Below are 12,165 nucleotides of genomic sequence, written 5' to 3' on the forward strand. Positions count from 1 at the left end.
TTATCCCTTCTTTTTTGCTTTAAATTCTATTAAAATACATTGCTTTTACAATCCCGTCTGAAAGTCCAATTTTTGGTACAAATATTTGTTTGGCTCCACTAGATTTCATAGCGTGCAAATAAATTTTAGTCGCAGGAATAATAACATCGGCTCGGTCGGTATTTAAACCTAATTCTGCAATACGTTGTTCGTAGGTCATTGCTTCAAGTTTTTTATATTCTGAAGCTATGTATTTATAAGACAAAGGTTTATCTAAGTTTTTTTCAGACATTTTAAAAAGCTTATTGATATTTCCTCCAGAACCAATAAGTATAACATCGTCATAACCTTCTATTTGATGCTTAATCCAAGTTTCTATTTCGTTCCAAACTGTTTCATCAACCATATTATTAAGCAATCTTACTGTACCATTTTTAAACGATTTGGCTGCTACAATGTTTCCTTTTGAGAAAAGGGTAAATTCGGTACTACCACCACCCACATCTACAAAAAGATAATTTGCATTAGTATGCATTAAATTATGTAAATCGGACGATGCAATGATAGCCGCTTCAACTTTACCATCTATAATTTCTATATCTATAGAAGCTTTATCTTGAATAAGTTTCACAATCTCTTTGCCATTGTGAGCTTCACGCATTGCCGATGTGGCACAAGCTTTGTATTTTTGAACTTTATATACGTTCATTAGTAATCTAAAAGCATTCATAGCATCTACCATTCTATTGCCGTTTTCTTCAGAAATTTGACCTGTAGTAAATGCATCTTGCCCCAAGCGTATAGGAACTCTTATAAGTGCAGATTTGTTAAATTGTGTTTCTTTTCCTTTTTGTTCTATAATATTGGTAATAAGCAATCGCATGGCGTTTGAACCAATATCTATAGCTGCATATTTTTTTATTGTAATCATTTAATAATATAATTCATTTGCTAAAATATGTACAAACTATACATTTTAGCTATTTTTAGTGATTGTATTAAAATAGTTATATGTTTCTTGTTGAGCTCTAAAAATAGGTTCGTTGGCTTTTCGTTCTCTATATAGATTATCTAGCTTTTCCGAATGTAAACGTGCTTTTACATTACCTTTCCAACCTACTTCAAAGGTATCTATGAGTTGCTTTTTAATACTTTCGTCATAAATAGGGCACGTTACCTCTACTCTTCCATCTAAATTTCTTGTCATAAAATCGGCCGAAGAAATAAATACTTCAGTATCATTATTATTACAGAAAATAAATATTCGGGCGTGTTCTAAATAGTTATCAACAATACTTATGGCTTCTATATTCTCGCTCATTCCTTTAATTTTTGGAATTAATGAGCATATTCCTCTTATTTGCAATCGTATTTTAACACCTGCATTGCTTGCTTGGTATAGCTTATCTATCATTAAAAAATCTGATAAACTATTCATTTTTAAATCAATATAAGCAGGTTTACCTAATTGAGCATTAAAAATTTCACGGTCTATTAATTTTACAATTTTTGTACGCGTATAATGTGGAGAAACAATAAGATGTTTGTATGGATATAATCTATAGTTTATATCAAAAAAATCAAATACTTTAGACATATCTTTTAGTATTTTTTGATGGCTTGTAAATAGTGTAACATCTGTATAAAAACGCGCTGTAGATTCATTAAAATTACCTGTAGAAATAAATCCGTATCGCTTTATTTTACTATTTTCTATACGCTCTACATAACATATTTTACTGTGTACTTTAAGTCCTTTTACACCAAATATTAAATGCACACCTTCTGTTTGTAACTGTTCTGCATACGATATATTGCTTGCCTCATCAAAACGAGCTTGCAATTCGATTTGCACAGTAACTTTTTTACCATTTTTGGCCGCATTAATCAATGAACTAATAATTTGAGAATTGTTGGCAAGTCTATAAAGTGTAATTTTTATTGTTGTTACTTTGGGGTCTAATGCAGCTTCTCGTAAAAATTTAATGAGATATGCAAAAGTTTGGTAAGGCGCATAAACAAGATAATCTTTTTGGGCAATTTTATTTAAAATACTTCCGTCTAATGATAAATCTGGAACGGGCAAAGCTGTATTTTGCTTGTACAATAAATCATACCTGCCAAGGTTTGGAAAATCCATATAATCTCTACGATTGTGGTATCTTCCGCCTGGAATAATGCTATCGGAAGCATCGATTCCCATACGCGTTAGAAAAAATTCTAGTGTATCTTTTTCTATGGTTTTGTCATATACAAACCGAACAGGTTCGCCAACGCGTCTATCTTTTACCGAAGTTGCAATTTTTTGCATCATACTTTTACTCATATCTGAGTCGATATCGAGCTGAGCATCTCGAGTAATTTTTATCATGTGTGATGATATCGATTCATAGTCGAAAATATTAAAAATACTTTCGAGATTATATCGAATTACATCATCTAGAAGCATCACATATTGTTTGTCTTCTATAGAAGGTAATACTACTACTCTATTAATTGTTTTCGGAATTTCTATAAGCGCATAGCGTATGTCTTTTTTGGGTTTAACCAAACCTAAAAGTTTACTTTTTTCTTCGGGTTTCATTACCAACCGTATCGCTAAATAGCCTGCTGTATCTTTAAGTAAAGGAAATTCAGCAAGATCATTCAATATAATGGTAACCAACTCTGGGCTTACTTTTTGAATGAAAAAATTCTTGATAAACTCTACATGTTCTGGTAATACTTCGGTTTCTTCTACAATAATTATGTTTTCTTCTTTTAGTTTATTTTCTATAATTTGAAGAATTTTTAAGCTCTCTGCTTGTTGTTTTATTACAATCTCGGTAATCTCTTTTACCAATTGTTGGGCAGAAATGCCACCTAGCAGTTTTTCTCCCGATTGTCCAGATAAACTCAACCTTCTTACTGCTGCAAAACGAACCCTGAAAAATTCATCTAAATTATTGGAGAAAATACCTAAAAATCGTAATCGTTCCAACAATGGAACTGTTTCGTCTGCCGCTTCTTGAAGCACTCGAGCATTAAAAGCAAGCCAGCTTTTTTCGCGATCAATATATCTAAACTTGTTTTCTTGCATTATGATATTTCTTTTAAGAAAATAATTTTGGTGGTAACACCTTTTTGTAAACTATTCCATTCTTGTATTTTAAAATCTATTTGAACAAAACCCGACGTAGGCACATTATCTATAAATTCTGAACCATATTTATTTACAAAATCGGTAAAAGCTTCATTATGTCCAAAAATTACAACTGTACTTGCATTTTGAGGTAATGCTTTGATGTTTTCAACCAATTGATGTAAATTAAATGTATAATATTCGTCTTTAATAATAAGACTTTCTACAGGAATATCCCACACATTTAGCGCTATTTGAGCCGTTTGTAAAGCTCTAGTAGCGGTGCTTGATATAAAATAAAAGTCAGCATTTATATGCTTTTTTGATGCTAAAGCTACTTTTCTTGTTTGTAGTTTACCTTCTTCAAGAACAGTTCTTTGCTTATCGCTTACACCTAATTCCCAACTCGATTTGGCATGCCGAAATAGAATAATTTGTTTCATGGTTTATGATGATAAGCGTTCTATTTTCCAATTGTAATCTGGTTGTAATGTGAATCGTATTCTATCGTGAAGACGATTGGGTCTTCCTTGCCAAAATTCAACTTCGTGTGGTATTACCAAAAATCCACCCCAATATTTTGGACGCGGAATTTCTTTACCTTCAAATTCTTTTTCAAGTGCATGAAGTTTATCTTCCAAAAAAGCTCTATTGGGTATTACTTCGCTTTGGTTTGAAGCTATAGCACCTAATTTGCTCCCGTCTGGTCTAGACGCAAAATAATTGTCTGAGATGTTCTCGCTGGTTTTTTGTGCTATTCCTTTAATAATAACTTGACGCTCTATACTAGGCCAAAAAAAAGACAAGCATACTTTTGGATTTTGCAGTATTGATTTTCCTTTTTCAGAATTATAATTCGTATAAAAAACGAAGCCTTCTTCATTAAACTTTTTGAGTAGTACTACTCTACTTTTTGGAAAACCATCGAGCCCTACTGTAGATAAAGTCATTGCATTTACTTCATCAACACCGCCAAAATCTTCTGTTTCATAAAACCATTTATGAAATAAATTGATAGGGTCTTCGGGCAAATGTGATTCTAATAATTCACTTTTTTCGTAAGATTTTCTGTAATCACTTAGATCTTTCATTCTAGAATATTAACTTTTTCAAAGATAAAAAAAATCCGAAAGTAGTCTTTCGGATTTTTAAGTTTTTATTCGTTCATTGATATGAGAAACTCTTCATTATTGTTGGTTTTTTTAAACCTATCATTAATAAAATCCATAGCTTCTACGGGGTTCATATCGGCAAGGTATTTTCTCATAATCCACATTCTTTGAATCGTTTTTGCATCTAGAAGTAAATCGTCTCTTCTGGTACTCGAAGAAGTTAAATCTATTGCCGGGAAAATGCGTTTATTAGCAATTTTTCTATCCAATTGTAACTCCATATTACCTGTTCCTTTAAATTCTTCGAAGATAACTTCATCCATTTTTGAACCCGTTTCGGTAAGTGCTGTTGCTATAATACTCAATGAACCTCCGTTTTCTATGTTACGAGCTGCACCAAAAAAACGTTTTGGTTTTTGCAAAGCATTGGCGTCTACACCTCCACTAAGTACTTTACCAGAGGCTGGCTGTACAGTATTGTAAGCTCGTGCCAAACGAGTAATAGAATCTAGCAATATTACCACATCGTGACCGCATTCTACCAATCTTTTTGCTTTTTCAAGTACAATATTGGCTACTTTTACATGTCTGTCGGCTGGCTCATCAAATGTAGAGGCAATTACCTCGCCACGCACACTGCGCTGCATATCTGTAACCTCTTCTGGGCGTTCATCTATTAAGAGTACAATTAAATACACTTCTGGATGATTGGCTGCAATGGTATTGGCAATGTCTTTTAATAACATTGTTTTTCCTGTTTTGGGTTGCGCTACAATCATACCTCTTTGACCTTTTCCTATTGGCGAAAATAAATCGATGATACGTGTTGAAATAGAGGCATTTCTACCTGCAAGGTTGAATTTTTCTTCTGGAAAAAGCGGTGTTAAATGTTCAAATGATATTCTATCTCGTACAACTTGAGGGTCAAATCCATTAATTTTTAAAACTTTTACTAATGGGAAGAATTTTTCGGCTTCTTTTGGCGGACGTACAACTCCTTTTACAGTGTCTCCTGTTTTTAAACCAAATAGCCTTATTTGAGAGCCTGATAAATAAATATCATCTGGTGAGGCAAGGTAATTATAGTCTGACGAACGTAAAAATCCATATCCGTCTGGCATCATTTCTAGCACTCCTTCACATTCTATTATACCGTCAAATTCATAATCGGCATCACGGAAATTATTGGTTTTATTGTATTTATTGTTTTTGTTATTGCCGTTAGAATTGTTGTTCCCGTTTGTGTTATTGCTTTGCTGAGTGGCGTTTTGAGAAGTGTTGCTTGGCGGGTTTGAAGAGGCACTATTTTGATTTGTAAACTTATTTTTTTGTTTAATATGAACTTGCTTTTGTTCTTCGTTTACAGGAGTTTCTAAAGGTGTTGTAGCGCTTGGGGTTGTAGAAATTTCTTCAGAACTTATTGGAGTTTCTACATTTGTTGTAATAGTATTTGTACTTTCTTCTTGACCTTTGCGTTTGCGTTTTTGCTTTTCTTTGGTGCCTTCACTATTATTTTCGGTAGATGCTTCTACAATCGTTATAGGCTCTTCTTCTGCAAAGAGCGAAATCGCTTCGACTTTATTTTTGGATTTAGCTTTATTTGTCTTGGGTTTTTCGGTAAGAGTAACTTGAGACTCGCTATTTGATGTTTCTTGTTGATGTTTTAATATAAGCTCTATTAATTCATCTTTTTTAACACCAAAATACTTAATTTTTTTAGAAATTTTAGCAATGTCTTGTAGCTCTGTAAGCTTCATTGCTTTTAGAGAGGAAATATCAAACATGTAGTTTAAATAAATTTTTAGTTGTTTTCAACAAAATGTAAAATTTGTGATTTTTTTGTGGGAATTAATTCGTATAAACAGAAGTAGTTACGAATTTGGATTGCAATAATACAACATTTTTTTTATTTAACAATAGTGTATAACAAAAAGAAAAACTATTTTTGCTCGTTATTAAACACAAATTATGTTACAAAGAGTACAAACTGTATATATGGGTATTGCTATGCTGGTTTCGGCATTTTTACCTTTTGTATTTAAACTTTGGAAAGTAGGCAATGTAGATTTTTACTTTATGAGTAATATAATATATGCTGCTTTGTTTGGATTGAGTGCTACTTTGTCTTTATTAAGTATAATGACATATAAAAACCGAAAACAACAATTTGTATTGAACAGATTGAATATGATATTAAATTTAATTTTATTAGGATTATTTGTGTATCGCTCTCTAAATTTATCTGGAGAAACCCCTGAGGTTTCAGAGAAAGGTATTGGGATGTTTCTACCTATCATTTCTATCGTAATGCTAGTTTTGGCAAACAAAGCTATCAAGAAGGATGAAGATCTCGTAAAATCTGTAGATCGATTGCGATAAACCTTTTAACTTAGTTTATTAGTGCGTTAAAAATCCGAGTCTTCTCGGATTTTTTTGTTTTTTAGTATATCTAAATATTTATAACTAGCTTTGCCGCTTTAACACAAAAAATTTAGAATGAAAAAAATTGTTTTATTAGCCTCTGTTTTAGTAGCCTTAATAAGCTGTAATTCATTGGAAAAAGATGAATACTTAATTACAGGAACTGCAAAAGGTATTGCAAATGGTAAAAAAGTTTTGGTTCAAATTCAAGATGAAAATGGTATTCCAAAATCGATAGACACCGTAACCGTAAAAGATGGAAAGTTTGAAATAAAAGGAAAAACAAAAGAAGTAACAGTTGCTTATGTTAGTTTTCCTGATTTGAAAAATGATGGTTTTACTGTGATACTAGAGCCTGGAGAAATTGATGCAGAAGTTTACAAAGACAGCATTGATAAATCTAAAGTTACTGGAACTTATAATAATGACGAACTAACTAAAACTTTGAAAATTACCAATAAGATTGATGCAGAAATGCAAAAAATTGGTATGGAATTTCAAAACAAAAACATGCAACGTATTCAGCAAGCTCAACAAACAAGAGATACTGCTGTTATGAACCAATTAAATGCTGAGTTTTTACCTATCTTGAAAGATAAATACAAATTTTATTTTGATTATATCGAGAAAAATCCAAAATCGTATTTATCATTATTATATTTCAACAAATTATCTCCATTTGCTACTACAGAACCAGATAGAATAAAAAAATTATTCAACAATTTGGATCCAAGCATTAAAAACTCAACCATTGGAAAAAAACTAGGCGAAGCGATAAACAAAATGCCTTCAAAAAAATAATTATTTGCTGTAATAAGCTTCTAATAAATTAAGAGCGGCTGCAAAAGGTGATATTTCATTGTTTTGCAGCGCTTTTTTATTTTGTTCGAGTAATGCCATCACTTGTTTATGGTTGTAAAAATCTAATTTTAATTGTTCGTTTATCGTTTCCATCATCCAAAATTGGTTTTGATTTCTTCGATTCTCTTCAAAATAACCATTATCTTTAACTAGGTTTATATATTTAGTAATTGTTTCCCAAACATCTTCAATTCCTTTTTTTTCATAGGCGCTACACGTTGAAACCGTTGGAGTCCATTGAGATTTTTTGGTTGGAAATAAATGTAATGCCCTATTGAATTCAGTTTTAGCTAATTTGGCTTTTGCAACATTATCACCATCGGCTTTATTAATAATAATCGCATCGGCCATTTCCATTATACCGCGTTTTATTCCTTGTAATTCATCGCCAGCACCTGCAATTTTTAGTAATAAAAAGAAATCCACCATGCTGTGTACAGCAGTTTCGCTTTGCCCTACTCCTACCGTTTCTATTATTATTGTATCAAAACCTGCGGCTTCACATAAAATAATAGTTTCTCGTGTTTTTCGGGCTACACCACCAAGCGTATTGCCAGAAGCACTCGGTCTTATATAAGCATTTTCATCTTTTACCAACTCTTCCATTCTTGTTTTATCGCCTAATATACTACCATGAGAAATAGAACTGCTAGGATCTATAGCTAGCACAGCTACCTTTTTTCCTATTGATGTAAGGTATTTACCAAAAGCTTCTATAAAAGTACTTTTACCTACACCAGGAACTCCTGTAATTCCTATTCGTATAGATCGATTTGCTTTTGGTAAACAAGATTGAATAATACTATTGGCTTTTTCTTGATGAGCTGCTTGTGTACTTTCTACCAAGGTTATGGCTCTACTTAATGCTGTTTTGTTTCCTTCGAGTATTTGTGCTACTAATGTTTCGGGGGTAGGTTGTTGCTTTCTTTGATACAAAACTTTGTTCAGCGCTTCTTTTGATAGAGAATCTGGCTGTTCAATACCATTCAGTTCTTGTAAAGCTGTTTTATTTTTATCTTGATTCATTCTTCAAAGATTTATCCATTTCTATGATTTCCAAATTCTGAATTTTTCCACTGGCTAACTCAAATCGTAACATCGTGCGTACTTTATGAAAACCGTGAATACCCGCTGCTCCCGAATTTAAAAACAACATATTGTATTTTTTATCAAACTCGACTCTCAAAATATGCGAATGTCCACAAATTAAAAGTTTTGGCGGATTTGTATCTAATATTTTTTTTACTTCTGGGTTATAGTGTTTTGGATTTCCAGCAATATGTGTAATTAATACATCTACTCCTTCGCATACAAACCGATTGTATTCTTTAAATTCTAATCTAGCTTTATTATCGTCTATATTTCCATAAACGGCTTGCAATGGCTTGTATTTTTTAATGGTATCGGTTACTATTAAACTACCTATATCGCCTGCATGCCAAACCTCATCGCTCCATTGCACATGCTTTACAATTTTTTCATCGATATAACTGTGTGTGTCTGACAGCAGTAAAATTTTTTTCATCTATACATTAAATCTCTGACTAAAGTACAACGAATGTTTTATTTTTCAAACAAACCACTCCCCAATTCTTATTACATTTGCAAAAAAATTAGTACTTAGCCTTGAGATATTTTTTAGAATTTGCATACAAAGGAACTCGCTATCACGGGTGGCAATACCAACCCAACGCTTGCTCGGTTCAAGAAACTATAAATCATGCTCTTTCCACATCATTAAGAGAAAATATAGATGTACTGGGCGCCGGAAGAACCGATGCAGGCGTACATGCAAAACAAATGTTTGCGCATTTTGACACCGAAAAAGAAATAGTTGAACCTGTTTTTATAAAAAAACTCAACTCTTTTTTACCAAAAGATATTGCTGTTTTTAAGATTCATAAAGTAGCCGTTGATGCTCATGCTAGATTTGATGCTAACGCAAGAACTTATGAGTATTACATACATCAACAAAAAAATGCTTTTGAGTGTGATGATTCTTGGTTTTTTCCTTATCCATTACATTTAGAACTCATGAATAGCGCTTGTGCAATTTTAATGAAATATACTGATTTTGAATGTTTTTCAAAAACAAATACTGATGTAAATACGTTTAATTGTACTATTACTAAAGCATTTTGGATAAAAAAAGAAGAGCAACTCGTTTTTACCATTTCTGCCGATAGATTTTTAAGAAATATGGTTCGAGCTATTGTAGGTACTATGATAAATATCGGACAAGAAAAAGTATCTTTGCAACAGTTTAGAGCTATTATTGAAAGTAAAAACCGAAGCAAAGCTGGTTTTTCTGTTCCAGCTCACGGGTTATACCTTACACAAGTAACGTATCCGTATATTACTAATTTGAACACACAAAAGAATGAAAGCTAAAGCTTTTGACATACAACTCTTTAAAAGAATATTATCGTACACAAAACCTTACAAATTTAGGTTTTACGGTTCTATTGTTTTTGCTATAGGTCTCTCTATATTTGCTGCAGTACGCCCCTATCTTTTAAAACTTACGGTAGATGAGTACATTAAACCCAAAGACGAACAAGGCTTTTTGCTGTATATTGTACTTATGGGCATTGTGTTGGTGCTAGAAGGACTCTCTCAATACCTATTTGTATATTGGGCAAATTGGCTAGGGCAAGATATTATTAAAGACATTAGAATAAAACTTTTTGCTCATTTCTTAAGTTTTAGAATGAAATACTTTGATAATACTCCTGTAGGTCAATTGGTTACACGTTCTGTTTCTGATATAGAACAAATTGCGCGCATATTTAGTCAAGGTTTGTTTATGATTATAAGCGACTTACTCAAAATGATTGTGGTTTTGGTATTTATGCTTTTTATGAACTGGAAATTAACTCTTATTGTAGTTGCAGCAATGCCAATACTAGCATACTTTACTAGAGTTTTTCAACGAAAAATGCAAGTCGCTTTTGAAGAAGTTCGAAACCAAGTAGCAAACCTCAATACATTTGTACAAGAGCGTATTACAGGTATGAAAATTGTTCAACTTTTTAATCGAGAAGATGAAGAGTTCAAAAAATTTAAGCAAATCAATGAAAAGCACAATAAAGCATGGATTAAAACCATTCTTTACAACTCTATATTCTTTCCAGTTGCCGATATTATTTCGTCTTTAACACTAGGATTTGTTGTATTGTATGGTGGTTATAGTATTATTAACGGAAATCATTTTACATCGGTAGGCGATTTGTTTTCGTATACTATGTTTATAACTATGTTATTTAATCCATTAAGGCAAATTGCAGATAAGTTTAACGAGATGCAAATGGGAATGATTTCTGCCAATAGGGTTTTTGAAATTATCGATACTACTGTAGAAGTACAAAATCAAGGTACTCTAGAAGCAAGCAGACTTAAAGGTTCTATTGTATTTGATAAAGTCGTTTTTAGTTATATAGAAAATGAAAATGTACTTAAAGGCATATCATTTGAAGTAAATGCAGGAGAAACCATTGCTATAGTAGGCGCCACAGGAGCAGGAAAATCTACCATTATTAATTTACTCAATCGGTTTTACGAAATTAAATCGGGTAAAATTACTATAGACAATCAAGATATTAATGATTTTACTTTGTCTAGCCTACGCAAACAAATTGCGGTTGTATTGCAAGATGTGTTTTTGTTTGCCGATACTATATACAATAATATTACACTCAATAACCCAAATATTACTGAAAACCAAGTTATAGAAGCTGCCAAACAAATTGGTATTCATGATTTTATAATGAGCTTGCCAGAAGGCTATCAATATAATGTGAAAGAAAGAGGCATTATGCTATCTTCAGGACAAAGACAACTCATTGCTTTTTTACGAGCTTATCTAGGTAACCCGAGCATTCTTATACTTGACGAAGCGACCTCATCAATAGATACGTATTCTGAAGAATTAATACAGAAAGCAACTGAAACAATTACCAAAAATAGAACCTCAATCGTTATTGCACATCGCCTAGCTACTATTATGAATGCTACAAAAATTATTGTTATGGATAAAGGCAAAATTGTAGAAATGGGTAATCATAATCAATTAATTACAATAGAAAACGGATTTTATAAAAATTTATATGAAGCCCAATTTTCTACTGAAAAAATACAACCATGAATTTTTCAAAAATAACCAAAAAAGTAGCCTCATTTTCTGTAGAAGGAAAAACAAAAGAAGCTGCTCTGTGGCTTTTGCAAATATTTGACATTCAAGATGATTACTTTGCTGGCTTTGAATACCGCGAAAAAGCTAATCCCGATTTTATTTTAATGACTACCGAAGGAGAATTTGGAGAACCTCAAAAAATACGAATTCCAGAAAATACTTTCGAATTTCCGTTGCCACTTATGCTAAGTTTATTAGCTCACGAAATGGTACATGTACGACAAAAAACAAGACAACCTTATATACTCGATAGAAATGAACGTGAATGGCAAGCTTACTATCAAATGTTATTTAAAAATGTATTTCCATTAGTTCCCGATATTTCTCCCTATCATAAAAAAGCATTTGCAAACAAAGCCTTAGAATACTATAACCGAATGGAACCCAATGGTGCATTACAACAAAAATATGCAAATCAAAAACAAGAAGTAGAGCAGTTTTTAAAAACATTGGAAAACCAATAAACAGAAAGTTAAATT

At 32.2% G+C, this 12,165-nt stretch carries 12 protein-coding genes; 5 read left to right on the forward strand and 7 right to left on the reverse strand.

The genetic code is table 11. The annotated features are described in order from the left end of the window. Positions 1 to 19: 19 nt before the first annotated feature. The 5 genes from Q361_RS06105 to rho form a co-directional block, all read right to left on the reverse strand. Entirely contained in the window at positions 20 to 910 is an 891-nt protein-coding gene (locus Q361_RS06105; protein ID WP_103725832.1) for a Ppx/GppA phosphatase family protein, read from the reverse strand. A 45-nt stretch (positions 911 to 955) separates the two neighbouring features. Next, positions 956 to 3,058, reverse strand: a complete 2,103-nt coding sequence (gene ppk1 / locus Q361_RS06110) for a polyphosphate kinase 1 (RefSeq protein ID WP_169929276.1) — start codon at positions 3,056 to 3,058, stop codon at positions 956 to 958. Further along, positions 3,058 to 3,543 carry a SixA phosphatase family protein gene (locus Q361_RS06115; protein ID WP_103725834.1) on the reverse strand — a complete coding sequence of 162 codons (486 nt, stop codon included), beginning with the start codon at positions 3,541 to 3,543 and terminating at the stop codon, positions 3,058 to 3,060. The genes ppk1 and Q361_RS06115 overlap by 1 nt, the downstream gene beginning before the upstream one ends. A 3-nt stretch (positions 3,544 to 3,546) precedes the next feature. Then, positions 3,547 to 4,191, reverse strand: a complete 645-nt coding sequence (gene pdxH / locus Q361_RS06120) for a pyridoxamine 5'-phosphate oxidase (RefSeq protein WP_103725835.1) — start codon at positions 4,189 to 4,191, stop codon at positions 3,547 to 3,549. Positions 4,192 to 4,256: 65 nt separating this feature from the next. Then, positions 4,257 to 5,996: a transcription termination factor Rho gene (gene rho, locus Q361_RS06125; RefSeq protein ID WP_103725836.1), complete on the reverse strand. Its 1,740-nt coding sequence runs from the start codon at positions 5,994 to 5,996 to the stop codon at positions 4,257 to 4,259. A 184-nt stretch (positions 5,997 to 6,180) separates the two neighbouring features. On the opposite strand from rho, the gene Q361_RS06130 reads away from it, so the two are divergent. Beyond that, positions 6,181 to 6,591, forward strand: coding sequence for a DUF4293 domain-containing protein (locus tag Q361_RS06130; RefSeq protein WP_103725837.1), 411 nt, complete (start codon positions 6,181 to 6,183; stop codon positions 6,589 to 6,591). 117 nt (positions 6,592 to 6,708) lie between these two features. Continuing rightward, positions 6,709 to 7,434, forward strand: a complete 726-nt coding sequence (locus tag Q361_RS06135) for a DUF4369 domain-containing protein (RefSeq protein ID WP_103725838.1) — start codon at positions 6,709 to 6,711, stop codon at positions 7,432 to 7,434. Here Q361_RS06135 and meaB read toward each other — a convergent pair whose 3' ends face one another. Both meaB and Q361_RS06145 read right to left on the reverse strand, forming a co-directional pair. Then, positions 7,435 to 8,520 (reverse strand): methylmalonyl Co-A mutase-associated GTPase MeaB, encoded by a 1,086-nt coding sequence (meaB, locus tag Q361_RS06140; protein WP_103725839.1) that lies wholly within the window; start codon positions 8,518 to 8,520, stop codon positions 7,435 to 7,437. Further along, positions 8,507 to 9,019, reverse strand: a complete 513-nt coding sequence (locus tag Q361_RS06145; protein WP_103725840.1) for a metallophosphoesterase family protein — start codon at positions 9,017 to 9,019, stop codon at positions 8,507 to 8,509. The genes meaB and Q361_RS06145 overlap by 14 nt, the downstream gene beginning before the upstream one ends. 101 nt (positions 9,020 to 9,120) lie before the next feature. Here Q361_RS06145 and truA point away from each other — a divergent pair, with 101 nt between their 5' ends. Genes truA through Q361_RS06160 form a run of 3 tightly spaced genes read left to right on the forward strand, consistent with a single transcriptional unit; the run spans position 9,121 to position 12,150 of the window. Next, positions 9,121 to 9,885: a tRNA pseudouridine(38-40) synthase TruA gene (gene truA, locus Q361_RS06150; RefSeq protein ID WP_103725841.1), complete on the forward strand. Its 765-nt coding sequence runs from the start codon at positions 9,121 to 9,123 to the stop codon at positions 9,883 to 9,885. Next, on the forward strand, positions 9,875 to 11,638 hold the full coding sequence (locus tag Q361_RS06155) for an ABC transporter ATP-binding protein (RefSeq protein ID WP_103725842.1): 1,764 nt from the start codon (positions 9,875 to 9,877) through the stop codon (positions 11,636 to 11,638). Before truA ends, Q361_RS06155 begins: the two co-directional genes overlap by 11 nt. After that, positions 11,635 to 12,150, forward strand: a complete 516-nt coding sequence (locus Q361_RS06160; protein WP_103725843.1) for a hypothetical protein — start codon at positions 11,635 to 11,637, stop codon at positions 12,148 to 12,150. Before Q361_RS06155 ends, Q361_RS06160 begins: the two co-directional genes overlap by 4 nt. The last annotated feature ends 15 nt before the right edge of the window (positions 12,151 to 12,165 follow it).

This window comes from Flavobacterium croceum DSM 17960 (assembly GCF_002917885.1).
GTDB lineage: Bacteria > Bacteroidota > Bacteroidia > Flavobacteriales > Flavobacteriaceae > Flavobacterium > Flavobacterium croceum.